This window comes from Microbacterium aurantiacum, from assembly GCF_002872075.1.
GTDB classification, from domain to species: Bacteria; Actinomycetota; Actinomycetes; order Actinomycetales; family Microbacteriaceae; genus Microbacterium; species Microbacterium aurantiacum_A.
In genome coordinates this window covers 86,954-113,516 of record NZ_PGGU01000007.1, presented here as the reverse complement: position 1 = coordinate 113,516, position 26,563 = coordinate 86,954, and the positions used below count along the sequence as shown (strand labels likewise).

24 protein-coding genes and 2 tRNA genes are annotated in these 26,563 nt (G+C 67.2%); 21 read left to right on the top strand and 5 right to left on the bottom strand.

Annotated features, from left to right (window positions below; translation table 11 throughout):
* Window positions 1-14: 14 nt before the first annotated feature.
* From uvrA to CUR96_RS07410, 10 genes are all read left to right on the top strand, one after another.
* Entirely contained in the window at window positions 15-2,903 is a 2,889-nt protein-coding gene (gene uvrA, locus CUR96_RS07455; RefSeq protein WP_102192674.1) for an excinuclease ABC subunit UvrA, read from the top strand.
* Window positions 2,903-4,813 carry an excinuclease ABC subunit UvrC gene (gene uvrC, locus CUR96_RS07450; RefSeq protein WP_102192673.1) on the top strand — a complete coding sequence of 637 codons (1,911 nt, stop codon included), beginning with the start codon at window positions 2,903-2,905 and terminating at the stop codon, window positions 4,811-4,813. The genes uvrA and uvrC overlap by 1 nt, the downstream gene beginning before the upstream one ends.
* A 28-nt stretch (window positions 4,814-4,841) precedes the next feature.
* Entirely contained in the window at window positions 4,842-5,714 is an 873-nt protein-coding gene (rapZ, locus tag CUR96_RS07445) for an RNase adapter RapZ (RefSeq protein WP_102192672.1), read from the top strand.
* Between the two features lie 68 nt (window positions 5,715-5,782).
* A complete protein-coding gene (gene whiA, locus CUR96_RS07440; RefSeq protein WP_102192671.1) occupies window positions 5,783-6,760 on the top strand; it encodes a DNA-binding protein WhiA in 978 nt (325 codons plus the stop codon).
* 137 nt (window positions 6,761-6,897) lie between these two features.
* Window positions 6,898-7,524, top strand: coding sequence for a superoxide dismutase (locus CUR96_RS07435; RefSeq protein WP_102192670.1), 627 nt, complete (start codon window positions 6,898-6,900; stop codon window positions 7,522-7,524).
* Between the two features lie 103 nt (window positions 7,525-7,627).
* A complete protein-coding gene (gene gap, locus CUR96_RS07430) occupies window positions 7,628-8,638 on the top strand; it encodes a type I glyceraldehyde-3-phosphate dehydrogenase (protein WP_102192669.1) in 1,011 nt (336 codons plus the stop codon).
* A 7-nt stretch (window positions 8,639-8,645) separates the two neighbouring features.
* Window positions 8,646-9,860 (top strand): phosphoglycerate kinase, encoded by a 1,215-nt coding sequence (locus CUR96_RS07425; protein ID WP_102192668.1) that lies wholly within the window; start codon window positions 8,646-8,648, stop codon window positions 9,858-9,860.
* On the top strand, window positions 9,851-10,642 hold the full coding sequence (tpiA, locus tag CUR96_RS07420; RefSeq protein ID WP_102192667.1) for a triose-phosphate isomerase: 792 nt from the start codon (window positions 9,851-9,853) through the stop codon (window positions 10,640-10,642). Before CUR96_RS07425 ends, tpiA begins: the two co-directional genes overlap by 10 nt.
* An 81-nt stretch (window positions 10,643-10,723) precedes the next feature.
* A complete protein-coding gene (secG, locus tag CUR96_RS07415) occupies window positions 10,724-10,972 on the top strand; it encodes a preprotein translocase subunit SecG (protein ID WP_102192666.1) in 249 nt (82 codons plus the stop codon).
* Window positions 10,972-11,325, top strand: coding sequence for an RNA polymerase-binding protein RbpA (locus tag CUR96_RS07410; protein ID WP_102192665.1), 354 nt, complete (start codon window positions 10,972-10,974; stop codon window positions 11,323-11,325). The genes secG and CUR96_RS07410 overlap by 1 nt, the downstream gene beginning before the upstream one ends.
* A 58-nt stretch (window positions 11,326-11,383) precedes the next feature.
* Here CUR96_RS07410 and CUR96_RS07405 read toward each other — a convergent pair whose 3' ends face one another.
* Together CUR96_RS07405 and CUR96_RS07400 are read right to left on the bottom strand one after the other, a co-directional pair.
* Window positions 11,384-12,577, bottom strand: coding sequence for a hypothetical protein (locus tag CUR96_RS07405; protein WP_102192664.1), 1,194 nt, complete (start codon window positions 12,575-12,577; stop codon window positions 11,384-11,386).
* 101 nt (window positions 12,578-12,678) lie between these two features.
* Window positions 12,679-12,749 (bottom strand) — tRNA-Gly (locus CUR96_RS07400).
* A 107-nt stretch (window positions 12,750-12,856) separates the two neighbouring features.
* Here CUR96_RS07400 and CUR96_RS07395 point away from each other — a divergent pair.
* From CUR96_RS07395 to CUR96_RS07345, 11 genes are all read left to right on the top strand, one after another.
* A tRNA-Pro gene (locus tag CUR96_RS07395) sits at window positions 12,857-12,930 on the top strand.
* A 63-nt stretch (window positions 12,931-12,993) separates the two neighbouring features.
* Window positions 12,994-14,475 carry a trigger factor gene (gene tig / locus CUR96_RS07390; RefSeq protein ID WP_102192663.1) on the top strand — a complete coding sequence of 494 codons (1,482 nt, stop codon included), beginning with the start codon at window positions 12,994-12,996 and terminating at the stop codon, window positions 14,473-14,475.
* 72 nt (window positions 14,476-14,547) lie between these two features.
* Window positions 14,548-15,042: a tetratricopeptide repeat protein gene (locus CUR96_RS07385; protein WP_102192662.1), complete on the top strand. Its 495-nt coding sequence runs from the start codon at window positions 14,548-14,550 to the stop codon at window positions 15,040-15,042.
* Window positions 15,043-15,123: 81 nt separating this feature from the next.
* Window positions 15,124-15,720 (top strand): ATP-dependent Clp protease proteolytic subunit, encoded by a 597-nt coding sequence (locus CUR96_RS07380; protein ID WP_102192661.1) that lies wholly within the window; start codon window positions 15,124-15,126, stop codon window positions 15,718-15,720.
* 19 nt (window positions 15,721-15,739) lie between these two features.
* Window positions 15,740-16,381 (top strand): ATP-dependent Clp protease proteolytic subunit, encoded by a 642-nt coding sequence (locus CUR96_RS07375; protein WP_102192660.1) that lies wholly within the window; start codon window positions 15,740-15,742, stop codon window positions 16,379-16,381.
* Window positions 16,382-16,569: 188 nt separating this feature from the next.
* Window positions 16,570-17,505 carry a sugar-binding transcriptional regulator gene (locus CUR96_RS07370; RefSeq protein WP_102192659.1) on the top strand — a complete coding sequence of 312 codons (936 nt, stop codon included), beginning with the start codon at window positions 16,570-16,572 and terminating at the stop codon, window positions 17,503-17,505.
* Window positions 17,502-18,503 (top strand): deoxyribose-phosphate aldolase, encoded by a 1,002-nt coding sequence (gene deoC / locus CUR96_RS07365; RefSeq protein WP_102192658.1) that lies wholly within the window; start codon window positions 17,502-17,504, stop codon window positions 18,501-18,503. Before CUR96_RS07370 ends, deoC begins: the two co-directional genes overlap by 4 nt.
* Window positions 18,504-18,516: 13 nt before the next feature.
* Window positions 18,517-19,959 (top strand): aldehyde dehydrogenase family protein, encoded by a 1,443-nt coding sequence (locus CUR96_RS07360; protein ID WP_102192657.1) that lies wholly within the window; start codon window positions 18,517-18,519, stop codon window positions 19,957-19,959.
* Entirely contained in the window at window positions 19,956-20,807 is an 852-nt protein-coding gene (locus CUR96_RS07355; protein ID WP_102192656.1) for an aldehyde dehydrogenase family protein, read from the top strand. Before CUR96_RS07360 ends, CUR96_RS07355 begins: the two co-directional genes overlap by 4 nt.
* A 125-nt stretch (window positions 20,808-20,932) precedes the next feature.
* A complete protein-coding gene (gene clpX, locus CUR96_RS07350) occupies window positions 20,933-22,201 on the top strand; it encodes an ATP-dependent Clp protease ATP-binding subunit ClpX (protein WP_102192655.1) in 1,269 nt (422 codons plus the stop codon).
* A complete protein-coding gene (locus CUR96_RS07345) occupies window positions 22,198-22,911 on the top strand; it encodes a peptidase E (protein WP_102192654.1) in 714 nt (237 codons plus the stop codon). Before clpX ends, CUR96_RS07345 begins: the two co-directional genes overlap by 4 nt.
* 15 nt (window positions 22,912-22,926) lie before the next feature.
* Here the strand turns inward: CUR96_RS07345 and CUR96_RS07340 are convergent, their stop codons facing one another.
* Genes CUR96_RS07340 through CUR96_RS07330 form a run of 3 tightly spaced genes read right to left on the bottom strand, consistent with a single transcriptional unit; the run spans window position 22,927 to window position 26,491 of the window.
* A complete protein-coding gene (locus CUR96_RS07340; RefSeq protein WP_102192653.1) occupies window positions 22,927-23,538 on the bottom strand; it encodes a class I SAM-dependent methyltransferase in 612 nt (203 codons plus the stop codon).
* On the bottom strand, window positions 23,535-25,586 hold the full coding sequence (locus CUR96_RS07335) for a M3 family metallopeptidase (RefSeq protein WP_102192652.1): 2,052 nt from the start codon (window positions 25,584-25,586) through the stop codon (window positions 23,535-23,537). The genes CUR96_RS07340 and CUR96_RS07335 overlap by 4 nt, the downstream gene beginning before the upstream one ends.
* Window positions 25,583-26,491, bottom strand: coding sequence for a LysR family transcriptional regulator (locus CUR96_RS07330; protein ID WP_102192651.1), 909 nt, complete (start codon window positions 26,489-26,491; stop codon window positions 25,583-25,585). Before CUR96_RS07330 ends, CUR96_RS07335 begins: the two co-directional genes overlap by 4 nt.
* Window positions 26,492-26,563: the final 72 nt, after the last annotated feature.

Below are 26,563 nucleotides of genomic sequence, written 5' to 3'. Positions count from 1 at the left end.
CGTAGACTTGTTCGGTGCCTATTGTCCCCGTTGCCACCCCAGGAAAACTCAGCGTTCGCGGCGCCCGAGTCCACAATCTCAAGAACGTCGACATCGACATCCCCCGTGACTCGCTCGTCGTGTTCACCGGCCTGTCCGGCTCCGGCAAGTCCAGCCTCGCCTTCGACACGATCTTCGCCGAGGGGCAGCGCCGCTATGTCGAGTCGCTGAGCGCGTACGCGCGCCAGTTCCTCGGTCAGGTCGACCGTCCGGATGTCGATTTCATCGAAGGCCTGAGCCCGGCGGTGTCGATCGACCAGAAGTCCACGAACCGCAATCCGCGCTCGACGGTCGGCACGATCACCGAGATCTACGACTACATGCGTCTGCTCTGGGCACGCATCGGCATCCCGCACTGCCCGGAGTGCGGCGAGAGGATCCAGCGCCAGACCGTGCAGCAGATCGCCGACCAGCTCATGGAGCTGCCCGAGCGCACCCGGTATCAGATCGTCGCCCCGATCGTCTCGCAGAAGAAGGGCGAGTTCGTCGACCTGTTCCGCGAGCTCGGCGCCAAGGGCTACTCGCGTGCGATCGTCGACGGCGAGCTCATCCAGCTCGCCGAACCGCCCACGCTGAAGAAGAGCTACAAGCACGACATCGCCGTGGTCGTCGACCGGCTCGTGGCTTCCGACGACATCCTCGGCCGTGTCACCGACTCCGTCGAGACCGCGCTGGGCCTCGCCGGCGGCGTCGTGCAGGTCAACTTCGTCGACGGCGAGGGAGAAGATGCGTGGCAGACCTTCTCCGAGAAGCTGGCGTGCCCGAACGGCCACGCGCTCACGCTGACCGAGATCGAACCTCGCACCTTCTCGTTCAACGCGCCGTTCGGCGCGTGCCCGTCCTGCTCCGGCCTCGGCACCCGGATGTCCGTCGATGTCGACCTCATGCTGGGCGATGAGGACCTCTCCATCCGTGAGGGCGTCATCATCCCGTGGACGACTCAGGGCAAGGGTCTCTTCCAGTACTACGAGCGGCTGCTCGAGGGGCTTTCCAACGACCTCGACTTCTCGCTGGACACCCCCTGGCGGAAGCTGCACTCCGACGTGCAGGACGCGATCCTGCGCGGCGAGAACTACAAGGTGACCGTCAAGTGGAAGAACCGCTACGGGCGGGAGATGCGCTACGCATCCGGTTTCGAGGGCGTCGTCCCCTACATCGAACGGCAGTACCTGCAGGCGGAATCCGACAACCAGCGCAACCGCTGGGCAGAGTACCTGCGCGAGGTGCCGTGCCCGGTCTGCGACGGCAACAGGCTCAAGCCGGAGGTCCTCGCCGTTCAGGTGCACGGACACTCCATCGCCGAGGTGTCGCACCTGAGTCTCGCCGATGCGCGCGAATTCATGGAGAAGCTCGTCCTCACCTCGCGCGAGGCGCAGATCGCCGCCCAGGTGCTCCGTGAGATCCGTCTCCGTCTGGACTTCCTGCTGCAGGTCGGTCTGTCGTACCTCAACCTCAGCCGCTCCGCCGGCTCGCTCTCCGGCGGCGAGGCGCAGCGCATCCGCCTGGCCACCCAGATCGGCTCCGGCCTCACCGGTGTGCTGTACGTGCTCGACGAGCCGTCGATCGGCCTTCACCAGCGCGACAACCGCCGTCTCATCGACACGCTGCTGAAGCTGCGCGACCTCGGCAACACCCTCATCGTCGTCGAGCACGACGAGGAGACCATCGAGGCGGCCGACTGGGTCGTCGACATCGGACCCGGGGCCGGCGTCAACGGAGGCGAAGTGGTCCACTCCGGTCCATACTCCGCTCTCCTCAGCGATGAGAACTCGATGACCGGCGACTACCTCACCGGACGCCGTTCCATCCCGATGCCGAAGAAGCGGCGCAAGATCGACAGGAAGCGGCTGCTGAGCGTCGTCGGGGCCAGGGCGAACAACCTCAAGAACGTCACCGCCGACTTCCCGCTCGGCGTGCTCACCGCCGTCACCGGTGTGAGCGGCTCGGGCAAGTCCTCTCTGGTGAACGACATCCTGTACCGGGTGCTCGCATCCAGGCTCAACGGCGCCCGCACCCTCGCTGGCAAGCACACCCGGGTCACGGGACTCGACAACCTCGACAAGGTCGTGCACGTCGACCAGGCTCCGATCGGCCGCACTCCTCGGTCGAACCCGGCCACGTACACCGGTGTGTTCGACCGCATCCGCACCCTCTTCAGCGAGACTCCGGAGGCGAAGGTGCGCGGCTACCTGCCCGGACGCTTCAGCTTCAACGTCAAGGGCGGCCGCTGCGAGGCGTGCTCCGGCGACGGCACGATCAAGATCGAGATGAACTTCCTGCCCGACGTCTACGTCGACTGCGAGGTCTGCCACGGCAAGCGCTACAACCGCGACACCCTCGCGGTGCACTACAAGGGCAAGAACATCGCCGAGGTCCTCGAGATGCCGATCGAGGAGGCGGCTGACTTCTTCGAGCCGATCCAGGCGATCCACCGCTACATGAAGACTCTCGTCGACGTCGGGCTCGGCTACGTCCGCCTCGGACAGTCGGCGACGACTCTCTCCGGTGGCGAGGCGCAGCGCGTGAAGCTGGCCACCGAGCTCCAGCGCCGCAGCAACGGCCGCAGCATCTACGTGCTCGACGAGCCGACGACCGGCCTGCACTTCGAAGACGTCCGCAAGCTCCTGGAGGTGCTGAACGGCCTCGTCGACAAGGGCAACACGGTCATCGTCATCGAGCACAACCTCGACGTCATCAAGTCGGCGGACTGGGTGATCGACCTCGGACCGGAGGGTGGCTCCGGCGGCGGCGAGATCCTCGCCACCGGCACCCCGGAGCAGATCGCACGCGTCGAGGAGAGCCACACCGGGCAGTTCCTCGCCGAGATCCTCGGGGAAGGGCGCTCCGCGCGGAAGGCCAGCTGATGGCCGACGTCCTGCCCTACAAGCCGCGGGCGGGGGAGATCCCCACCGACCCCGGCGTGTACCGATTCCGCGACGCCGAGGGTCGGGTGCTCTACGTCGGCAAGGCGAAGAACCTGCGTCAGCGGCTCTCGAACTACTTCGCGCCGCTGCGCACGCTGCACGAGCGCACCCGGCGGATGGTCACCACCGCGGCATCCGTGGAATGGACGGTGGTCCCCACCGACGTCGACTCCCTGCAGCTGGAGTACATGTGGATCAAGGAGTTCGATCCGCCGTTCAACGTCCGCTACAAGGATGACAAGTCCTACCCGTTCATGGCGGTGACCCTCGGCGACGAGGCGCCTCGGGTGATCGTCACCCGCAACCATCGCATCCCCGGCGCTCGGTACTTCGGTCCCTATCCGAAGGTGTGGGCGGTGCACGACACCATCGACCTCATGGTCAAGGCATTCCCGATCCGCACGTGCAGCGACGCCAGCTACAAGCGCGCGATGCAGACCGGGCGTCCGTGCTTCCCCGGTCAGATCGGCAAGTGCGGCGGACCCTGCTCGATGACCGTGACGATCGAAGAGCACCGCGCCATGGTCGACGATTTTGTCGCCTTCATGGCGGGCGGAGACGAACGCTTCACCAAGGAACTCACGAAGCGGATGCAGGCGGCATCAGCGGCCATGGACTACGAGGCGGCCGCGAAGTACCGGGACAAGCTCTCCGCGATCGAAGCGGTGCTGGGCAAGAGCGCGCTGGTGCTCGCCGCCGACGAGGATGCGGACCTGTTCGGCATCGCCGAGGATGAGCTGGCAGCCGCCGTTCAGCAGTTCGTGATCCGCGGCGGCCGCGTGCGCGGAGTGAGGGCGATGACGATCGAGAAGGAGATCGACATCACCACCGCCGAGCTCGTGGATCAGGTGCTGCAGCGGGCATACGGCGAAGCGGCCGATGTGCCCCGCCGCATCCTGGTGCCCTCGCTTCCCGATGATGCGCTCGAACTGGAGCTGTGGCTGCGCGAGCGTCGCGGGAAGAAGGTCGAGATCGCCGTCGCCCAACGCGGCCAGCGGGCAGATCTGATGCGCAACGCGACGCTGAACGCGCAGCAGGCTCTGATCAGGCACAAGACCCGTCGCACCAGCGACTACATCGCCCGCACCCAGGCGCTCACCGATCTGCAGGAGGCGCTGGAGCTGGAAGAGGCGCCACTGCGGATCGAGTGCTTCGACATCTCGCACCTCGGCGGCACCAACGTCGTGGCTTCCATGGTCGTGTTCGAAGACGGGCTTCCGCGGAAGGACCAGTACCGGTCCTTCAACATCGCCGAGACGACCGACGACACCGACTCGATGTACCAGGTCCTCCGACGCCGACTCGCGTATCTCGACCGGCCGGAACTGGAGGCGGGCCCCGAGATCGCACTCGCGGAGGACGCAAACGAACTGTCGGCGGACGCGGTGATCCAGGCGAAGAAGAAGCCGCGGTTCGCCTATCCGCCGCAGCTTCTGCTCGTCGACGGCGGAAAGCCGCAGGTCGAAGCGGCGGCACGAGCCCTCCGCGACGCCGGCCACACCGAGATCGCGGTGTGCGGCATCGCCAAGCGCCTCGAGGAGATCTGGCTGCCGGGAGAGGACTTCCCGGTGATCCTGCCGCGGACGAGCGAGTCGCTGTACCTGCTGCAACGACTGCGCGATGAGGCGCACCGCTTCGCGATCGTCCATCAGCGCAGGAAACGCAAGCGCGACATCTCCACCGTGCTCACCGAGGTGCCGGGGCTCGGTGCATCGCGCATCAAGACCCTGCTGAAGCACTTCGGCTCGGTCACCGCCCTGCGCGCGGCGCAGCCGGGGGAGATCGAAGAAGTGCCGGGTATCGGCCCGGTCCTTGCCCAGAACATCCATACGCATCTCTCCACTCGCTAGGCTTGCGGGTACACGGAGAAGGAGCAGCATGGCAGACGAGGACAAGGGCGAGTTCCTCATCGTCACGGGCATGTCGGGCGCGGGCCGCACGACCGTCGCAAACGCTCTGGAGGACCTGGGCTGGTACGTCGTCGACAACCTCCCACCGCAGATACTCCGCCCGCTGCTCGATCTCACCGACATGGGTGGCGGCGCACTCCCGAAGGTCGCGGCCGTCGTCGATGTGCGCGGCCGCAACCTCTTCGACGACTTTCCCGGTGTGGCGATGGCTCTTCGCGATCGCGGTTCCGTCAGGGTGCTGTTCCTCGACGCCTCCGACGACGTCCTGGTCCGGAGATTCGAGTCCGTCCGGCGCCCGCAGCCGCTGCAGGGGGATGGCACGCTCCTCGACGGCATCCGGATCGAGCGCACCAAGCTCGCGCCCATCCGCGAGGCGGCCGACCTGATCATCGACACGTCGAACCTGAACATCCACCAGCTGGCCACGCAGGTGTCTCAGATGTTCTCCGAGGAGGGCGCTGCCCGGCACCGCGTCACGCTGCTCAGCTTCGGGTTCAAGTACGGGCTCCCGACCGACGTCGACCTCGTCGCCGACATGCGGTTCCTGCCGAACCCGTTCTGGAACGAAGAACTCCGAGGGCTCACCGGTCAGGACGCACAGGTGAGGGACTACGTCCTCTCCCGTGAGGGGGCCACGGAGTTCCTCGACGCCTATGCCGCGGCGCTGTCGCCGGTGCTCGAGGGGTATCAGCGCGAGAACAAGAGCCACTCGACGATCGCGATCGGCTGCACCGGCGGCAAACACCGCTCCGTGGCGATGTCAGAGGAGCTGGCGCGCCGGCTCTCAGCGATCCCCGGGGTGGCCGTCAACGTCCGTCACCGGGATCTCGGACGGGAGTAGCAGGGCGCTCGGCCGAGTAAGCTGGACGTTTGCGCCGCGATCCGGCGCGTGAGCGTATGAGGAGTCTCGTGGCACTAACCACCGACGTCAAGGCTGAGCTGGTCAGCATCCGCAATGCACCCCCCACGGTGCGTGTCGCGGAGGTGACCGCCATTCTCCGGTTCGCCGGTGGACTGCACTCCATCGCGGGTCGCGTCGCGGTCGAGGCGGAAGTGGATGCCGAGACTCTCGCGCGCCGCGTCGCGCGGGACCTCGCCGAGATCTACGGTGTGCGCCCCGAGATCGCACAGGTGCAGTCGAGCACAGCCAACGAGGGTGCCCGATGGGCCGTCCGCGTCATCGGCGCAGGGGAGACCCTGGCCCGGCAGACCGGACTCCTCGACCAGCGCCGGCGCCCCGTGCGCGGCCTGCCCAACCGCCTCACCACCGGCTCCCGCGAAGAGGTCGCCGGCCTCTGGCGGGGTGCCTTCCTCGCTGCCGGAACGCTCAGCGAACCCGGTCGTTCGGCCATGCTCGAAGTCGCCTGCCCCTCGTCCGAGGCGGCCATGGCGCTCGTCGGCGCCGCCCACCGGCTCGGCGTTGCAGCCAAGGCGCGTGAAGTGCGCGGGATGCCGCGCGTCGTCGTGCGCGAGGGCGAGGCCATCCGCACGATCCTCAACGAGATGGGCGCCCAGCGAACGGCCGTGGCATGGGAGGAACTCCGTCAGCGTCGCGAGGTGCGTGCCGGGGTCAACCGACTGGTCAACTTCGATGATGCGAACCTCCGGCGATCGGCACAGGCCGCCGTCGCCGCCTGTGCGCGCGTGGAGCGCGCCCTCGAGATCCTCGGCGATGACGTGCCCGATCATCTCCGTCTCGCCGGCGCACTGCGCCTCGCGCACCGCGACGCGAGCCTCGACGAGCTCGGCCACCATGCGGATCCGCCGCTGACCAAGGACGCCGTCGCCGGCCGCATCCGCCGCCTGCTCGCCACCGCCGACAAGCGCGCGCAGCAGGAGGGCATCCCGGGCACCGAGGCCGCGGTGCCCGCGGGTCTGGACGTCTGAGCCCGTCACAGCCGGAAGGATCCGGACCGCACCGGCGTTCTCGTCACTAGGATGAATAACGTCTGCTCCACGCCGCACTTCGGTGGCGCGGAGGATCGGCAAGCGCCGCGGCGCGGCGCGGATTGGATGAAAGCGATATGGCAACCTACACGCTCCCCGACCTCCCCTACGACTTCGCAGCCCTTGAGCCGCACATCAGCGGGAAGATCATGGAACTCCACCATGACAAGCACCACGCGGCCTACGTCGCCGGCGCGAACGCCGCGCTCGACGGACTCGCAGAAGCACGCGAGAGCGGCAATCTCGCGAACGTCAACAAGCTGGAGAAGGACCTCGCGTTCAACCTCGGCGGCCACGTCAACCACTCGATCTTCTGGACGAACCTGTCGCCGAACGGCGGCGGGCAGCCCGAGGGCGAGCTGAAGGCCGCCATCGACGAGTTCTTCGGCTCGTTCGAGAAGTTCCAGGCGCACTTCACCGCCACCGCGATGGGCATCCAGGGCTCCGGCTGGTCCGTGCTCAGCTGGGACTCGATCGGCCAGCGCCTGATCATCCAGCAGCTGTTCGATCAGCAGTCGAACACCGCTCAGGGCACCGTGCCGATCTTCCAGCTCGACATGTGGGAGCACGCCTTCTACCTCGACTACCTGAACGTGAAGGCCGACTACGTCAAGGCCGCGTGGAACATCGCCAACTGGGAGAACGTCGCTCAGCGCTTCGTAACAGCCCGCGAGAAGACCGCAGGCCTGCTGGTACTGTCGTAATCAAGACGGGCGCCCCGACGGGCCAACCGCCCGTCGGGACGCCGTTGTCCATGCTTCTCTAGTTGAAACCGCGCGTGAGCGCTCGAGAAATCAGGAGACCTTAGTGTCTGTCAAGATCGGTATCAACGGCTTCGGCCGCATCGGACGCAACTACTTCCGCGCGGCTCTCGCGCAGGGCGCGGACATCGAAATCGTCGCGGTTAACGACCTCACCGACAACAAGACCCTGGCACACCTGCTGAAGTACGACTCCTCCGCCGGGGTCCTCGACGCGGAGATCAGCTACGACGAGGCCAGCATCACGGTCAACGGCAAGGTCATCAAGGCGTTCGCCGAGCGCGACCCCGCCAACCTCCCGTGGGGCGAGCTGGGTGTCGACATCGTCATCGAGTCGACCGGCTTCTTCACCAAGGCGGAACTCGCCAAGAAGCACATCGAGGCCGGCGCGAAGAAGGTTCTCATCTCCGCTCCCGCAACGGGCGACGACCGCACCATCGTCATGGGCGTGAACGAGGAGACGTACAACCCGGAGACGGATCACATCATCTCCAACGCATCCTGCACCACCAACTGCCTCGCGCCCCTCGCGAAGGTCTTCAACGACGAGTTCGGCATCGTCCGCGGCTTCATGATGACCGCGCACGCCTACACCGCCGACCAGAACCTCCAGGACGGCCCGCACGGCGACCTGCGCCGCGCACGCGCCGCCGCCATCAACATCGTCCCGGCATCCACCGGCGCGGCGAAGGCCATCGGAACGGTCCTGCCGGAGCTCAACGGAAAGCTCAGCGGCTCTTCGTACCGCGTTCCGGTTCCGGTCGGCTCGATCGTCGACCTCACGCTGATCACCGAGCGCGAGGACCTCACCGTCGACGAGATCAACGCCGCGTACAAGAAGGCCGCCGACGAGGGTCGCCTCGCCGGCTACCTGCAGTACAACGCCGACGACATCGTCTCGACCGACATCGTGCACAACGCGCACTCGTCGATCTTCGACTCGACGCTGACCAACGTCAGCGGCAACCTGGTCAAGGTCTCGAGCTGGTACGACAACGAGTGGGGCTACTCCAACCGTCTCGTCGACCTGACCGAGTACGTCGCAGAGCGTCTTTGAGCTTCGCATGACTCTGCGCACCCTGGACTCACTGGGTTCGCTCGAAGGCAAGCGCGTCATCGTCCGTTGTGACCTCAACGTCCCCCTGCGGGACGGGGTCATCACGGACGATGGTCGTGTGCGCGCTTCGCTGCCGACCCTGAACGCCCTCATCAACGCCGGAGCACGCGTGATCGTGTGCTCCCACCTCGGTCGCCCTGATGGGGCGCCCGACCCGCAGTACAGCCTGGAGCCCGTCGCTCAGCGACTGTCCGAGCTGCTCGGCAAGCCGGTGGCGTTCGCACGTGACACGGTGGGGGAGTCCGCGCACGATGCCGTCGAGTCCCTGGAGGACGGCGGCGTCGTCGTCATCGAGAACCTGCGCTTCAACCCGGGTGAGACGGCGAAGGACGACGTGACGCGTCAGGCCTTCGCTGCTCAGCTCGCAGAGCTCGGCGACGCGCTGGTGTCCGACGGCTTCGGCGTCGTGCACCGCAAGCAGGCCAGCGTGTACGAGCTCGCCGAGCTCCTGCCGTCCTCGGCCGGCTTGCTCATCGCCGCAGAGCTCGATGTGCTCGACCGTCTCACCGAGACCCCGGAGCGGCCCTATGCGGTCGTGCTCGGCGGTTCGAAGGTCAGTGACAAGCTCGGCGTGATCTCACACCTGCTTCCGAGGGTCGACCGGATCCTCGTCGGCGGCGGCATGTTGTTCACGTTCCTCAAGGCGCAGGGTCATCCCGTCGCGGCCAGCCTCCTCGAAGAGGACCAGCTCGACACCGTCCGCGGCTACCTCGCCGAGGCCGAGCAGCGCGGCGTCGAGATCGTGCTCCCGACCGACGTGGTCGTGGCTGCATCCTTCTCGGCGGATGCCGCGCATGAGATCGCTGCGGCGGACTCCATCGAGGCCACGGCGTTCGGCGCGTCCGGAATCGGTCTGGACATCGGACCCGAGACGGCTGCACGCTTCGCCGAGGTCATCCGCAGCTCGAAGACCGTGTTCTGGAACGGCCCGATGGGTGTGTTCGAGTTCCCGGCCTTCGCTGCCGGGACCAAGACGGTCGCTCAGGCGCTCACCGAGGTCGACGGCCTCAGTGTCGTCGGCGGGGGCGACTCCGCAGCAGCCGTACGTCAGCTCGGATTCGATGATGACCAGTTCGGTCACATCTCGACGGGTGGAGGCGCCAGCCTCGAGTTCCTCGAGGGCAAGAAACTACCCGGCCTGGAGGTGCTCGGATGGGCATGAACAATCGGATCCCGCTGATCGCGGGAAACTGGAAGATGAATCTCGACCACCTGCAGGCGGTCGCGTTCGTGCAGAAGCTGCACTGGACACTGAAGGACGCCAAGCACGAAGACGGTTCGGTCGAGGTCGCGGTCTTCCCGCCCTTCACGGACATCCGCAGCGTGCAGACCCTGATCGACGCCGACAAGATCCCGTTCGCGCTCGGTGCGCAGGACATCTCGGCGCACGACTCCGGTGCGTACACCGGGGAGGTGTCGGGGGCCTTCCTCGCCAAGCTCGACGCGAAGTACGTGATCATCGGCCACTCGGAGCGTCGTGAGTACCACGCCGAGTCCGATGAGGTCGTCGCATCGAAGGTGCAGGCCGCACTGAAGCACGCGGTGGTCCCCGTGATCTGCGTGGGTGAGACCGCGGAGGATCTCGAGAAGTTCGGTGCCAGCGCGGTTCCCGCCGGTCAGCTCGAGGTCGCGCTCCAGGGCGTGGCGAAGGATGCCGACATCGTCGTGGCGTACGAGCCGGTCTGGGCCATCGGCTCGGGTCAGGCAGCGACGCCGCAGCAAGCGCAGGACGTCTGCGCCGCTCTGCGCGGCGTGATCGCGAAGGTCCTGGGCGATGATGCGGCTGCTCGCACCCGCATCCTGTACGGGGGCTCTGTGAAGTCGTCGAACATCGCCAGCTTCATGCGCGAGCCCGATGTGGACGGCGCTCTCGTCGGCGGCGCGAGCCTCGTCGTCGACGAATTCGCGGCGATCATCCGTTTCCAGAAGCACGTCGGCGTGTGAGTGTGACGGGGCTGCGGCCCCGTCACACCGTATACTTGACCGTTACGGGGGCAATTCTGCCCTGGCGAAAGGCTCTTCTTCGTGGCAATTCTCGAGTTCGTCCTGCAGGTCGTGCTGGGTATCACCAGCGTCCTGCTGACCCTCCTCATCCTCCTTCACAAGGGCCGCGGTGGCGGCCTGTCCGACATGTTCGGTGGAGGAATGTCGTCGGCGGTCGGCTCGTCCGGTCTCGCGGAGCGGAACCTCAATCGCTTCACTGTGGTCCTGGCGCTGGTGTGGTTCGTCGCCATCGTCGCGCTGGGGCTCATCACGAAGTTCGAGGTGATCTGATGGCTACCGGTGGCAACGCCATTCGCGGCACGCGTGTCGGCTCCGGCCCGATGGGCGAGCAGGACCACGGCTACCACGCCGACCGCATCGCGGTGTCGTACTGGGACGGACTCGGCAACGAGACGGTCCGCTACTTCGCCGCCGGTCTCCCGGATGAGGAGATCCCCGAGACCATCGACCACCCGCAGTCGGGTCTTCCCGCCGGCCGGGACAAGGAGAACCCTCCTGCCCTCGCCAAGCCCGAGCCGTACAAGACGCACCTCGCCTACGTGAAGGAACGTCGTACCGACGAGGAAGCCGTCCAGCTCCTGGAAGACGCCCTCACCCAGCTCCGCGAGCGCCGAGGTCAGTGACCCACGCTCCGATGAGGAAACCGCCACGACAGAGTCGTGGCGGTTTCTTCGTCTGCGGTCAACGGCACCCGGCAGCCGCGTCGATGTACGACTGCGGGGGATAGCCGTATGCCCACACGCCGTTGGCATCGTCCGTGAAGCCCATGCTGATGGCCCAGCCCGTCGCCCACTTCTCGATGCTGTCCTGAGTGGAGTCGTCGTACATGTCGGCGCACTTCACGCTGATCGCGTGGCCGACCTCGTGGGCTACCAGGGCCTGACTCATCGCGGACGGCCACTGCTCGGCGACGGAGTCCGACAGCTCGATCGTCGCGTAGCCGGGATCGTCGTACCACCAGGTCGTGTAGCCGCCCATTCCGCCGTCGAGTCCGAAGCCGTTCACGATCTGGGACCAGTCGAACTCGAGCAGCACGCCGGGCGCCAGGCTCCGGGCGAACGCCTCCACTTCGAGACGCGTGCCCTGCAGCGGCCCCGCCTTCTCGGCGATCTCCGCCTGTGCCGAGGCGACGACCTGCATCGCCGCCGACTCCAGCGCGATGAACGCGTCGGCGGCGTAGGCGTCGATCGAGGTCGTGGACGAAACGTCCTCGGCAGCATCGCGCAGGGCGATCACGTCGAGGTTCCGCGCCGAGACGTGCGCCGCTTCGAGCGTGGAGGCGCTGCTCGCGGCGCTCGCGAGTGCGGTGACGCCGGAGTCGTTCACGCTCGTCGCAACCGTGCCGGCGTCATCGCCCAGATCCTCGAGATTCTCGGCGTGCTCATCGGCGCGTTCGCGATGCTCGTCGAGGTGTTGCGTCTCCCCGAACAGCTCCCAGAACCAGAACGGCTTCTGGCCGGTCTCCGGAAGGGACACGGAGAGGGCGTCTTCCGCCGCGGATGCCGTGGCCTGGCCTTCAGAGACAGCGGAACCGAGTGATTCCGACGACGTCGCGTCGAGCAGGGTGCCGCTGTTGTTCTCGAGGATGAGTGCGGCTGCATCCGTCGTCGCCCGAAGCGTGCCGACCTCGGCCCTGAGCTCCTCCGCGGAGACTGCGGCCGCAGAGACGGAATCCCGGTAGGCCTCTTGGGCGCTGTCGTATCCGGTATGGGCGGAGAGCTGCACCCCGGCGATGGTCACGACAGCCGCGAGGGCGGCGAGAGATGCGAGAATCGCGCCGGTGTGCTTCTTCCGCGGCGCAACCGGCGGCGGAGTGGCCGAACCGGAGATCTGCGGCGGGAGCTCGTGCCCGCCGACCGGATAGGGGTGGCTCACGCTGTTCGTCTCCTGCCTCCGCACCACGGTGCGGTCGTGGACACGAGTCTAATCCGGCGGAAATGCAGAAGGCCCCGCCGAAGCGGGGCCTTCTGGGAACGAGGGGCTGACGAGAATCGAACTCGCATCATCTGTTTGGAAGACAGAGGCTTTACCACTAAGCTACAGCCCCGAAAAACGTCATCGAATGACGCCTACCGGACTCTTCGATCATAGCGGACTGTCATGGGTGCTCTCGTCCGTTAGACTTCATGAGGCCGAATCCGCGCGCGGATTCCCCGGGGCGTAGCTCAGCTTGGTAGAGCGCCCGCTTTGGGAGCGGGAGGTCGCAGGTTCAACTCCTGTCGCCCCGACACGACTTCCACATGCCTCACAGCCGCGATTCAGCGCGGAAATGACAAGGAGAACGAACCAGCATGGCGAACAGCACCGTCGAGAAGCTGACCCCGACCCGGGTCAAGCTCAGCATCACGGTCACCCCGGACGACCTCAAGCCGAGCATCGCTCACGCCTATGAGCACATCGCTCAGGATGTCCAGATCCCCGGCTTCCGCAAGGGCAAGGTCCCCGCTCCGATCATCGACCAGCGCATCGGCCGTGGCGCAGTCATCGAGCACGCCGTCAACGAGGGCCTCGACCAGTTCTTCCGCGCTGCCACCGCCGAGCACAAGCTCCGCGTGGTCGGCCGTCCGGCCGCCGAGATCATCGAGTGGCCGAACGAGAAGGACTTCTCCGGCGACCTGCTCGTCGACATCGAGGTCGACGTCCGTCCCGACATCGAACTGCCCTCCTACGACGGCATCACCGTGACCGTCGACGCCGTCGAGACCGACGAGTCCGCCCTCGACGAGGAGCTCGACCGTCTGCGCGCCCGCTTCGGCACGCTCATCCCGGTCGACCGTCCCGCCGCGAAGGGCGACTTCGTCGAGCTCGACCTCGTCGCCGCGATCGACGGCGCCGAGATCGACCGCGCCGAAGGCGTCTCGTACGAGGTCGGCTCGGGCGAACTGCTCGAGGGCATCGACGACGCTATCGAGTCGCTCACCGCCGGTGAGGACACGACGTTCCGCTCGGCTCTCGTCGGTGGCGACCACGCCGGTGCCGAGGCTGAGGTCTCCGTCACCGTCAAGGCCGTCAAGGAGCGCGAGCTTCCCGAGGCCGACGACGACTTCGCGCAGATCGCCAGCGAGTTCGACACCATCGCCGAACTTCGTGCGAGCCTCGCCGAGACCGTCGCCCAGCAGGGCGTGTTCGCGCAGGGTTCCGCGGCGCGCGACAAGCTCGTCGAGACGCTGCTCGAGCAGATCGAGATCCCGGTTCCGCCGAAGCTCATCGAGGACGAGGTGCACAACCACCTCGAAGGCGAAGGCCGCCTCGAAGACGACGAGCACCGCGCCGAGGTGACCGAGGCCAGCGAGAAGCAGTTCCGCACCCAGGTCCTCCTCGACACGATCGCCGAGCAGGCCGACGTGCAGGTCTCGCAGGACGAGCTCAGCCAGTACCTGATCCAGTCGGCCGCGCAGTACGGCATGGCGCCGCAGGAGTTCGTCGAGGCGCTGCAGTCCTCGAACCAGCTTCCGGCCCTCGTCGGAGAGGTCGCGCGCAACAAGGCCCTGGCGATCGCACTCGGCAAGGTGAAGGTCGTCGACACGAACGGCAAGCCCGTCGACCTCACCGGCTTCATCGGCGTCGACGACGAGCAGGAAGCCGCCGAGGCCGACGAGAAGCCGGCCAAGAAGGCTCCGGCCAAGAAGCCCGCCGCGAAGAAGGCCCCCGCGAAGGAGGCGGACGACGCCGCCGACGCCGCCGAGGTCGAGCCCGCTGCGAAGAAGCCCGCCGCGAAGAAGCCCGCTGCCAAGAAGGCTCCGGCCAAGAAGGCGGCCGACAAGGCCGAGTGATCGCGACGCGATCGACGTGAAGGGGCGGATGCTGCGGCATCCGCCCCTTTCTCATCCGAGGAGGAGGATGCGATGACGAGCTGGGAAGAACGGATCGACGCGGTCTGGGCCGATGCCGCCGGCGGAGCGGTCGACGACGAGGTCATCGAACGGATCGACGCTCTGGCGGCCGAGCGCGGAACGGATGACGCCAGGGCGGAGTTCGAGCGGGCCGGTGCACGCGACTCGGCCGGGCGACCCGAAGAGGCCGTGGCACTGTACCGCCGCGCTCTCGAACTCGGCCTCGACGAAGAGCACCGACCGCAGGCCGTGATCCAGCTGGCGAGCTCACTGCGCAATCTCGGTGAGAACGAAGAGGCGCTCGCGCTGATCACCGCGGAGCAGGACAACGCGAAGGATTCGCCGTACGGGGACGCCATCGCCGCGATGCACGCACTCGTGTTGGCCAGCAGCGGCAGACCGACCGAAGGCCTGTCCGTCGCGCTGCTCGCGCTGGTGCCGCACCTGCCGCGCTATCACCGATCGATGACGGCGTACGCCCGGGAACTCGCGGCCCCGCCACGCTGATATGCCGACGGCGAACACGGCCGGGGCGCCGCGTTGTCGCCGGTAGATTCGAATCACCGAAACACGGAAACAGGAGCTGACATGGCTGCAGAACCCCTCGTCGCGACGAGTGTCTTCGACAGGCTGCTGAAGGACCGCATCATCTGGCTGGGCTCAGAGGTGCGCGACTCGAACGCCAATGAGATCTGCGCGAAGATCCTTCTTCTCGCCGCAGAAGACTCAGAGAAGGACATCTACCTCTACATCAACTCGCCCGGTGGCTCGATCACCGCCGGCATGGCGATCTACGACACGATGCAGTTCGTGCCGAACGACATCGTCACCGTCGGCATCGGCATGGCGGCATCCATGGGGCAGCTGCTGCTCACCAGCGGCACCAAGGGCAAGCGCTACATCACCCCGAACGCACGCGTGCTGCTGCACCAGCCGCACGGCGGCTTCGGCGGCACGTCCAGCGACATCCAGACCCAGGCGCAGCTCATCCTCTCGATGAAGAAGCGCCTCGCCGAGATCACGGCGGCGCAGACCGGCAAGACGGTCGATCAGATCAACGCCGACGGCGACCGCGACCGCTGGTTCACGGCGGACGAGGCTCTCGAGTACGGCTTCGTCGACCACATCCGCGAGCACGCGAGCGATGTGACCGGCGGCGGCGGCACTGCGGACGCCGCAGAATAACGGATTCGAGAGGACACACATGTACACCCCGACCTTCCAATCCGCAGGAAATCTGCCTTCCAGCCGCTACGTGCTCCCGCAGTTCGAGGAGCGCACCGCCTACGGCTTCAAGCGCCAGGACCCGTACAACAAGCTCTTCGAAGATCGCGTGATCTTCCTGGGCGTGCAGGTCGACGACGCCTCCGCCGACGACGTGATGGCCCAGCTGCTCGTCCTGGAGAGCCAGGATGCCGAGCGCGACATCACGATGTACATCAACTCGCCCGGTGGCTCGTTCACCGCGATGACCGCGATCTACGACACGATGCAGTACGTCGCGCCGCAGATCCAGACTGTCGTGCTCGGCCAGGCCGCCTCCGCGGCGGCCGTGCTGCTCGCGGCCGGTGCCCCCGGCAAGCGTCTCGCGCTGCCGAACGCCCGTGTGCTGATCCACCAGCCCGCGATGGGCGAGGCAGGACAGGGACAGGCGTCCGACATCGAGATCCAGGCGGCGGAGATCCTCCGCATGCGCACCTGGCTCGAGGAGACGATGGCCGCGCACACGGGCAAGCCCGTCGAGCAGGTCAACCGCGACATCGACCGCGACAACATCCTCTCGGCCGCTCAGGCGCTCGAGTACGGAATCGTCGACCAGGTGCTCACCACGCGCAAGCGCTCGTAGTACCTCGCTGGAAGGGCGGCCCGGTCATCCGGGCCGCCCTTTCGCATGCCCGCGGGAGGGATTCTCTGCCGGCGACTTCGACAGTGCGTTCAGCGCGAATGCGCGTAGGCTCGACCCGACTTGCTCATATGAGCAGAGACGTGCGCGGATGGGGCAGAGCGCCTACGCTGGAGGAGAAGGAGGATGCTGTGGACGACGAATTGCTCATGGTCAGAGTCGCCGAACTCTCGTACGACGAGGACAAGACGCAGGACGAGATCGGCTCCCTTCTCAAGATCTCACGGTGGAAGGTCGGCCGCCTACTCACGCAGGCGCGCGAGCGCGGCATCGTCCGCATCGAGATCGTGCATCCTCGGGCTCGCCGCCTCGGACTCGAGCGTGTGCTCGTCGAGCGGTTCGGTCTCACCGAGGCGGTCGTCGTGCCGTCGCCCTCCGGTGAGGAGAGCACTCTCGAGCGCGTCGCGCAGGCCGCAGCCGATTTCCTGACGACCCTTCGACCGGTGCCGCGCACCCTCGGCGTGAGCTGGGGCCGAACGCTCCGAGCGGTCGCCGAGGCGCTCACCGACGGCTGGGCGCACGGCGTCACCGTGGTCCAGCTCAACGGCGGCGTGAGCCTGAACCGCCGCTCCGGCGGAGCCGCGGGCCTCGCAGGAACGATCGCGCAGCGCGCGTCCGGGCACGTCTCCCTCTTGCCGAGCCCGGCCATCCTGGAACGGGTGGAGACGAAGCTGGCGATCGAGGCCGATCGGACCGTCGCCGCCGTTCTGGAGGAGGCGGCTCACGCTCAGGCGTTCCTGTTCACCGCGGGCCCCTGCGACGCCACTTCGGCGCATGTCGACAACGGCTACCTCAGCGTCCAGGACGTCGAGGAGCTCGCCAGGCGCGGCGCCGTCGGCGACGTGCTCGGGCGCTACGTGGACGCCGACGGCAACATCGTCGATCCGCAGCTGGACGCCCGTACCGTCGGAGTCGAACTCGGACGCCTCCGTGCGGCGAAGACGGCGATCTTCGTCACCGCGGGCCCCGCGAAACATGACATCGCGCGTACAGTCGTGACCAGCGGCCTGTGCAGCGTTCTGGTGACCGATGAGACCACAGCCCGAGCATTGTTGGAGGAACAGTGACGACCAAGGAATTGAGCCGCAGAACCGCGGTAGACGTGCTGGGCGGTGAGCCCGACGACGCGACGCTCCGGCGGTTCCTGCACGGCCTCCCCGGGGTGGATGCGGTGGGCCTTGAGCAGCGCGCGGCCGGCCTCGGCACCCGCTCCATCAAGACGACGTCGAAGGCATGGGCGCTGGACACGATCATCAAGCTGATCGACCTCACCACGCTGGAAGGATCGGACACGCCGGGCAAGGTGCGCTCGCTCGTCGCCAAGGCGAAGAACCCGGATGCCGCCGACCCGACGTGCCCGAAGGTCGCGGCCGTCTGCGTCTACGGCGACATGGTCGGCGATGCGGTCACTGCGCTCGGCGCTCTGCACGGCGATCCCGATGACGGACTGATCTCGGTCGCCGCCGTCGCCACCGCATTCCCGAGCGGACGCTCCTCCCTCGAGATCAAGCTCGCCGACACGGCGGACGCGGTCGCCGCCGGTGCCGACGAGATCGACATGGTGATCGATCGCGGCGCGTTCCTCTCCGGCCGCTACGGCCTCGTCTTCGACCAGATCGCCCGGGTGAAGGAGGCCTGTCGCCGCGCGGATGGCAGCTACGCCTCGCTGAAGGTCATCCTGGAGACCGGTGAACTCAACACCTACGACAACATCAAGAGGGCGTCGTGGCTCGGCATCCTCGCCGGCGGCGACTTCATCAAGACCTCGACCGGCAAGGTGCAACCGGCCGCGACCCTGCCCACGACGCTGCTCATGCTGGAAACCGTCCGCGACTGGCACCAGGCGACGGGGGAGAAGATCGGCGTGAAGCCGGCCGGTGGTATCCGCTCGTCGAAGGACGCGATCAAGTATCTCGTCACGGTCGCCGAGACGGTGGGCGAGGACTGGCTGCAGCCGCACCTGTTCCGTTTCGGCGCCTCCAGCCTGCTCAACGATGTGCTCCTGCAGCGCCAGAAGCTCACCACCGGCCACTACTCCGGCCCCGACTACGTCACGATCGACTGACAGGGACAAGCACATGTCATTTCTGGAATATGCCCCCGCGCCGGAATCCAAGGCGGTTCTGAACCTCAAGGACAGCTATGGGCTGTTCATCGACGGGGAGTTCGTCGACGGCTCCGGCAAGAGCTTCGTCACGATCTCGCCGGCCGACGAATCACGCATCGCCGAGGTCTCCGCGGCGAGCGATGAAGACGTCGACCGTGCCGTCGCCGCAGCGCGACGCGCCTACGAGAAGACGTGGTCGAAGATGAGCGGCCGCGATCGCGGCAAGTACCTCTTCCGCATCGCCCGCCTCGTGCAGGAGCGCGCCCGCGAACTCGCCGTCGCGGAGAGCCTCGACAACGGCAAGCCGATCAAGGAGAGTCGCGACGTCGACGTGCCGCTCGTCGCCGCCTGGTTCTTCTATTACGCGGGCTGGGCCGACAAGCTCGATCACGCCGGCCTCGGCGCGAACCCGCGTTCGCTCGGCGTCGCCGGTCAGATCATCCCGTGGAACTTCCCCCTGCTGATGCTGGCCTGGAAGCTGGCTCCGGCCCTCGCCGCCGGCAACACGGTGGTGCTGAAGCCTGCGGAGACGACGCCGCTGACGGCGCTCATCTTCGCCGAGATCCTGCAGCAGGCCGACCTCCCGGCCGGGGTGGTGAACATCATCACCGGCGCGGGTTCGACCGGAGCATCCCTCGTCCGGCATCCCGATGTCGACAAGGTGGCATTCACCGGTTCCACCGGCGTCGGCCGCGACATCGCACGCGCCGTCGCCGGCACGAACAAGAAGCTCACTCTGGAACTCGGCGGCAAGGCTGCGAACATCGTCTTCGACGACGCTCCCATCGACCAGGCCGTCGAGGGGATCGTCAACGGCATCTTCTTCAATCAGGGACACGTCTGCTGCGCCGGCAGCCGCCTGCTCGTGCAGGAGTCGATCCACGACGAGGTCATCGACCGGCTGAAGAACCGCCTCTCGACCCTGCGTCTCGGCGACCCGCTGGACAAGAACACAGACATCGGGGCGATCAACTCCGCCGCCCAGCTGGCCCGCATCCGCGAACTCAGCGACATCGGCGAGGCGGAAGGGGCGGAGCGCTGGACGGCGGACTGCGTCATCCCGGACAAGGGATTCTGGTTCGCTCCGACCATCTTCACCGGTGTCGAGGCCTCGCACCGCATCGCGCGCGACGAGGTGTTCGGGCCGGTGCTCTCGGTGCTGACCTTCCGCACACCTGCCGAGGCCATCGCGAAGGCGAACAACACGCCGTACGGGCTCTCCGCCGGCATCTGGTCGGACAAGGGATCCCGCATCCTCGCGGTCGCGGACCGGTTGCGCGCGGGTGTGATCTGGGCGAACACCTTCAATCGTTTCGATCCGTCGAGCCCGTTCGGCGGTTACAAGGAGTCCGGTTACGGCCGCGAGGGCGGACGCCAGGGACTCACCGCCTACCTGAAGGGGTCTGCAGCATGAGCAAGCGACTGACCGTGCCGAAGACGTACAAGCTCGCCATCGGCGGGGCGTTCCCTCGGAGCGAATCCGGCCGCACCTACGAGGTGCTCTCGGCGAAGGGCGCATTCCTCGCGAATGCCGCGCAGGGATCGCGGAAGGATGCTCGGGATGCCGTCGTGGCCGCCCGCGCTGCGGTGAAGGGCTGGTCCGGTGCGACCGCCTACAACCGCGGGCAGGTGCTCTACCGCGTCGCCGAGGTGCTCGAGGGGCGCCGGGCGCAGTTCGTCGACGAGATCATGGCTCAGGAGGGCGTGTCCTTCGCCGCGGCCGGAGCGCAGGTCGACGAGGCGATCGACCTCTGGGTCTGGTACGCGGGCTGGTGCGACAAGCACGCCCAGCTCGCCGGCAACGCGAACCCGGTCGCCGGTCCGTACTTCAACATCTCGGTGCCGGAGCCGACGGGCGTGGTGGCCATCGTCGCCCCGCAGGATTCGGCTCTGCTGGGACTCGTCTCGGTCGTGGCTCCGGCACTGGTCGCAGGCAACACGGTCGTCGCGATCGCCAGCGAGCGCTACCCGCTCTCGGCGATCAGCCTGGCGGAGGTGCTCGCGACGAGCGACGTGCCCGGGGGAGTCGTCAACGTCCTCACCGGCTCGCCGGCTGAGATGACGCCCTGGCTGGCCTCCCATCAGGACGTCAACGCGCTCGACCTCGCCGGCGCCGGCGACCTCGACTGGGTCGACCTGCAGATCGCCGCCGCCGACACGCTGAAGCGCGTTCTCGCGCCGGGCGAGGTCACGGCGTCGCCGGAGCGGATCTCGGCGTTCACCGAGATCAAGACGGTGTGGCACACGAAGAGCATGGTCTGATCGCAACCTGATCCGATGCGGGGCCGTTCGCCATGGGCGAGCGGCCCCGCGCCAATGCGGCCCAGTGTCCGTTGCAGCGGTTAGGCTCAGATGACGATCTCTGGATCCCCCCTAGGAGGACGCGCATGGCCCGTATCGGTGAAAGCGCTGACCTGTTCAAGTGCTCGTTCTGCGGAAAGAGCCAGAAGCAGGTGCAGCAGCTCATCGCTGGCCCCGGTGTGTACATCTGCGACGAATGCGTCGAGCTGTGCAACGAGATCATCGAGGAGCGGATGGCGGAGTCGTCCGCCGAGGGCACGGCGGAATTCGATCTGCCCAAGCCGCGTGAGATCTTCGCCTTCCTCGAGGAGTACGTCGTCGGACAGGATCCGGCAAAGCGCGCTCTTTCGGTCGCGGTGTACAACCACTACAAGCGCGTCCGCGCGCACGGCACTCTGCAGACGGCGGAGCAGAAGGCCGAAGAGGTCGAGATCGCGAAGAGCAACATCCTGCTGATCGGACCGACGGGTTGCGGAAAGACGTACCTCGCACAGACTCTCGCGAAGCGTCTGAACGTGCCGTTCGCCGTCGCCGATGCCACCGCCCTCACCGAGGCGGGGTACGTCGGTGAAGACGTCGAGAACATCCTGCTCAAGCTGATCCAGGCCGCCGACTACGACGTGAAGCGCGCCGAGCAGGGCATCATCTACATCGACGAGGTCGACAAGATCGCCCGCAAGGCGGAGAACCCCTCCATCACGCGCGATGTGTCCGGAGAAGGCGTGCAGCAGGCGCTGCTGAAGATCATCGAGGGCACGGTCGCCTCGGTTCCGCCGCAGGGTGGCCGCAAGCACCCGCATCAGGAGTTCCTGCAGATCGACACGACCAACGTGCTGTTCATCGTCGCTGGCGCCTTCGCCGGGCTCGAGGACATCGTGTCGGCTCGCGTCGGCAAGCACGGCATCGGCTTCGGCGCCCCGCTGCACGACAAGACCAAGGACCTCGACCTCTTCAGCGAGGTGCTGCCGGAGGATCTGCACAAGTTCGGGCTCATTCCGGAGTTCATCGGCCGCCTGCCGGTGGTCACGAACGTGTCGCCGCTGGATCAGGAGGCGCTGATGGAGATCCTCACCGGTCCGCGCAACGCGCTCGTGAAGCAGTACCAGCGCATGTTCGAGCTCGACGGCGTGCAGCTGGAGTTCGATGAGGAGGCGCTTCGGTCGATCGCCGACCTCGCGGTCGATCGCAAGACGGGCGCCCGCGGACTCCGCGCGATCCTCGAAGACGTTCTCGGCCCGATCATGTTCGAGATCCCGTCGGCCGACGACGTGGCCAAGGTCATCGTCACCAAAGCCGCGGTCGACGAGGGTGCGCCGCCGACGATCATCATGGAGCGCAAGCGCAAGAGCGCGTGATCGGTACCGTCGTCGCCCTCGGAGGCGGCGGGTTCTCGATGTCGGACGACGGCAGCTCGCTCATCGATGACCACCTTCTCGATCTGACCGGGGCGGCGAACCCCCGCGTCTGCTTCATACCGACCGCCAGCGGGGACTCGGACTCATACAGCAGGCGTTTCGAGACAGCCTTCGCGGGACGCGCTGAGACGTCCGTGCTGTCGCTGTACGGCCGGGATCCGTGGGGCTATTCCGACCCGCGGATGCTGCTCGACCAGGATCTGGTGTACGTGGGCGGCGGTTCGACGGCGAACCTTCTCGCGCTCTGGCGTCTGCACGGCCTGACCGGGCTGTTGCGTGACGCCGCGAGCAGTGGGACGGTGCTGGCCGGCATCAGCGCAGGAATGAACTGCTGGTTCGAGGCGTCTTCGACGGATTCGTTCGGTTCGCTGGCACCACTGACCGATGGACTCGGCTTCGTCGAGGGGAGTGCGTGCCCGCACTACCTCGGTGAGCCCGATCGGCGGGAGAAGTATCTGGACTGGGTCGGCATCGGCGCTCTGCCCGATGGATACGCGGTCGACGACTACGCGGCGATCGTCGTGCGTGACGGCACCCTTCACGAGGCGATCGCTGAGCGACCCGATCGTCCCGTCTTCCGTGTCGAACGCGATGGTGGCACGGCCGTCGAACACGAGGTTCCCGTTCGTGTTCTCCGGCGCGCATCCTGACACGCCGATTCCGGCCTAGCCTTCTGCGCGGAGTTCCGCGATGAGCATCCCCATCTCGTTTCCTCGCCACTCGTGGTGCCGTGCCACGGCGAAGCCGAATGGCGCGAACGTCGCGCGCAGGGTGCCCGCGGTGTCGAATGAATCGTGGTCCACAGCGAAGGGCCGCTGCTTCGGCGGTGCCAGATGACGACCGCCGCGCAGAAACGTCGCCGTCACGACCGTGGCTCCCGGCCGCAGCACTTGTCGCCACTCGGCAGTCGCGCGGGCCGTGTCAGGGATGAGGTGCAGCGCAGTCACGCAGGTGATCAGGTCGACGGCCTGATCGGGGAGCGGAAGCGCTGCCGCCTCCGCTTCGATCCACCGTGCGCGCGGCAGCGCAGTGCGGGCGACGGCCAGCATTGCCGGCGAGATGTCCACGCCGATCAGATCGAGCCCCGGAGCGCGGTCTTCCAGGGCCCGGAGTGCGAGCCCTGTGCCGGTCGCGACGTCGAGAACGGTGCGCACTCCGGTCAGGTCGGCGAACTCGGCCACGGCTTCCGCCAGGTCGCGGTGGAAGATGCCGTCGTCGTAATCGGCTGCCCGCCCGTTGAACTCGGACCGGATCGCCACAAGCGACGCGTCGGTCATGCTTTCAGGCCACGCCGCTTCAGCAACGGGGCGATCTCGGCGTCGCGGCCGCGGAAGTCGCGGTACGCATCGAGCGGATCCTTCGACCCGCCGACGCCGAGAAGACGCCGACGGAAGCGGTCGCCGTTCTCCCGGGTCAGGCCTCCGTTCGACCGGAACCAGTCCACGGTGTCGGCGTCGAGCACCTCGCTCCAGATGTAGGAGTAGTACCCGGCGCTGTAGCCGCCGGAGAACACGTGCGCGAAGTACGTCGACGAGTAGCGCGTGGGGACTGCCGGGTTGTCGAGCCCGATGTCCGCCAGCGCTGCCACTTCGAACGTCGCGACGTCGACCGCCGCGTCTGGCGGGCCGACACGATGCCAGGCCTGATCCAGCCATGCCGCCGCGAGGTACTCGCTCGTCGCGTGCCCCTGATCGAAGGTCTCGGTGGCGCGCAGCCGCTCGACCACACCCGGGTCCAGCGGCTCGCCCGTCTCGTGGTGCCTCGCATAGTTGTCGAGCACCTCCGGCCAGAGGATCCACATCTCGTTGACCTGGCTGGGGAACTCGACGAAGTCGCGGAACACGTTCGTGCCCGCGAAGTGCGGGTAGGTGACGACCGCGAAGAGACCGTGGAGGGCGTGCCCGAACTCGTGGAACAGGGTCGTGACCTCGTCGAGCGTGAGGAGCGTGGGCTCGCCGTCGCCCGGCTGCGGCACATTGAGGTTGTTGACGACGACCGGGAGTGTGCCGCGCAGATGGGACTGGCTCACGATCGGATTCATCCAGGCGCCACCGCGCTTGGAATCCCGGGTGTACAGGTCGAGGACGTACAGGCCCACAGGGCTGCCGTCCTCGTCGTGCACCTCGAAAACCCGAGCGCCCGGGTGGTACGAGACAATGTCCTCGCGCTCGGTGAAGGTCACTCCGTACAGCATCGTCGCGGCATGGAACACGCCGTCCCGCAGCACGCGCTCGGCCTCGAACCATGGGCGCAGCGCGGCGGTGTCGATGTCGTAGCGCGCCGCGCGGACCTTCTCCGTGTAGAACGCCCAGTCGTGCGCTTCGACGGCGAACGGCTCGACCTCGGTCTCATCGACGAGGCTCTGCAACGACTCGCGTTCGGCGGCGGCGTTGCGCGCGGAGGGCGCGGCGAGCTCGCGGAGCATCCGTTCGACCGCCTCAGGGTTGCCCGCCGTCTCATCCGCCGTCACGTAGGCGGCGTGCGAGTCGTAGCCGAGGAGTGCAGCCCGTTCGGCGCGCAGGCGCACGATCTCGGCCAGCACCGGTCTGTTGTCGTTCGCGTTGTCTCGGCCCCCGCGCGATCGTGACGCCGCCATGATGCGGCGCCGAGATTCCCGGTTCCGCAGTTGAGCGAGGTGGGGGTGCCCGGTGAACAGAGGAAGCGAGATCACGAACTTGCCGTCGAGCCCTCGTTCCTGCGCGGACCGCGACGCCGCAGACAACTCGCCGCTGCTGAGGCCGTCGAGTTCGTCGACGGAATCGAACACGACCGCCAGGTCGTTCGTGTCGTTCAGCAGATTGCGCTCGAACGTGTTGCTGAGGGTCGAGAGCTGCTGGTTCAGCGCTGTCAGCCGCGCCTTGGCCTCGTCGTCGAGCGCCGCTCCCGCATGCGTCATCTCGCGGTGGTGGCGTTCGACGAGATAGCGCTGCTCCGGGTCGAGGTCCAGCTGATCGAGTTGATCGTGCACCTGCTGCACGCGCCAGTAGAGAGCTCCGTCGAGCGTGATCGCATCCTGGTGCGCGGCCATCAGCGGGGCGAGTTGCTCTTCGACGTCCTGGATCGCAGGCGTCGCATCGGCGGAGCTGACGGTGTAGAAGGCATGCGCTACGCGATCGAGCTGCTCGCCCGAGCGCTCCAGTGCCTCGATGGTGTTCTCGAACGTCGGCATCGAGCGCACCATCGTGATGCGGGAGATCTCCTTCAGATGTTCGTCGAAGGCGGCGCGGAAGGCCGGGAGATAGTGCTCCGGCCGGATCGCGTCGTAGTCGGGAAGCCCATAGGGAAGAGCGGACGGCTGGAGAAGCGGATTCGAGACGTCGATCATTCTCTGAGCCTAGCCATCACTCGCTCGAGTGCCTCGACGACGACGCGGACGGAGCGCCGTCGAAGATTCTCCGGCCTGGCCAGTACGTCGATCATGCGGTGGGTGCTCACACCGCGCAGCGGAAGGCGGGTGATGTCGCGATCGTCGACGCTGCGCGAGGTGTACCTGGGCAGCATCCCGAGCACCTCGCCCGCCGCGACCACGGCCGCGACGGCGCCGTAGTCGTTGATTCGGTGACGCACGTCGACCGACCGCCCCGCCACGGCGGAGACGGCCTTCAGGACGTCGTCGGGGGAGTATCCGATGCGGCTGGTCACCCAGGGGTGGTCGACGACCTCGTCGGGTGAGACGGTTCGCCGGGAGGCGAGGGGATGGGATGCCGAGACGGCGACGTCCAGCGGCTCACGGACGAGGGTGAGGCTGCGGACGCCGTCCGTCGGCCATGGAGCCGAATGCTCCATGCGGTGTGCGAGCACCAGGTCGTAGCGGGCGGTGAGAGCCGGGAAGTCGCTCTGCGCGACGTCTTCGTCGGTCAGGCGGACGGTGGGGGAGTCCGTCGTGCTGGCCAGCTCGCGGATCAGAGGTCCGAAGAGCACCTGGCCGACGCTGTGGAAGCCGCTGATCGACACGACGCCGGCCCTCGCGCCCTCGAACTCGTCGAGTGCGCTTCGGGCGGCGGCCATGGCATCGATCGCCTCAGCGCCGGCGGCGGCGAGCACCTCGCCGGCCGGAGTGAGGATGAGCCGGCGCCCCTCTCTGCGTGTGAGCGGCGTGCGGAAGCCCCGCTGCAGCGCGGCCAGATGCTGCGAGACGGCGGAGGGCGTGACGTTCAGAGCCTCGGCGACCGCGGTGACGCTGCCCAGAGCGCCCAGCTCCCGAAGGATCTGGAGGTGATGGAGTTCCACGTTCAAACATTAGCCCCATCTACATCGACGATGCAGATATTGACGATGGCTCTACAACGTCGCGTACGGTGT

Bases quoted from the DNA above. Each gene is read 5' to 3' on its own strand.
- CUR96_RS07410 (WP_102192665.1), top strand. From the start codon at position 10,972: ATGGCTACCGGTGGCAACGCCATTCGCGGCACGCGTGTCGGCTCCGGC.
- clpX (WP_102192655.1), top strand. From the start codon at position 20,933: ATGGCCCGTATCGGTGAAAGCGCTGACCTGTTCAAGTGCTCGTTCTGC.
- CUR96_RS07380 (WP_102192661.1), top strand. From the start codon at position 15,124: ATGGCTGCAGAACCCCTCGTCGCGACGAGTGTCTTCGACAGGCTGCTG.
- CUR96_RS07355 (WP_102192656.1), top strand. From the start codon at position 19,956: ATGAGCAAGCGACTGACCGTGCCGAAGACGTACAAGCTCGCCATCGGC.
- tpiA (WP_102192667.1), top strand. From the start codon at position 9,851: ATGGGCATGAACAATCGGATCCCGCTGATCGCGGGAAACTGGAAGATG.
- tig (WP_102192663.1), top strand. From the start codon at position 12,994: ATGGCGAACAGCACCGTCGAGAAGCTGACCCCGACCCGGGTCAAGCTC.
- CUR96_RS07375 (WP_102192660.1), top strand. From the start codon at position 15,740: ATGTACACCCCGACCTTCCAATCCGCAGGAAATCTGCCTTCCAGCCGC.
- CUR96_RS07425 (WP_102192668.1), top strand. From the start codon at position 8,646: ATGACTCTGCGCACCCTGGACTCACTGGGTTCGCTCGAAGGCAAGCGC.
- CUR96_RS07335 (WP_102192652.1), bottom strand. From the start codon at position 25,586: ATGATCGACGTCTCGAATCCGCTTCTCCAGCCGTCCGCTCTTCCCTAT.
- CUR96_RS07385 (WP_102192662.1), top strand. From the start codon at position 14,548: ATGACGAGCTGGGAAGAACGGATCGACGCGGTCTGGGCCGATGCCGCC.
- CUR96_RS07340 (WP_102192653.1), bottom strand. From the start codon at position 23,538: ATGACCGACGCGTCGCTTGTGGCGATCCGGTCCGAGTTCAACGGGCGG.
- uvrC (WP_102192673.1), top strand. From the start codon at position 2,903: ATGGCCGACGTCCTGCCCTACAAGCCGCGGGCGGGGGAGATCCCCACC.
- rapZ (WP_102192672.1), top strand. From the start codon at position 4,842: ATGGCAGACGAGGACAAGGGCGAGTTCCTCATCGTCACGGGCATGTCG.
- CUR96_RS07360 (WP_102192657.1), top strand. From the start codon at position 18,517: ATGTCATTTCTGGAATATGCCCCCGCGCCGGAATCCAAGGCGGTTCTG.
- CUR96_RS07435 (WP_102192670.1), top strand. From the start codon at position 6,898: ATGGCAACCTACACGCTCCCCGACCTCCCCTACGACTTCGCAGCCCTT.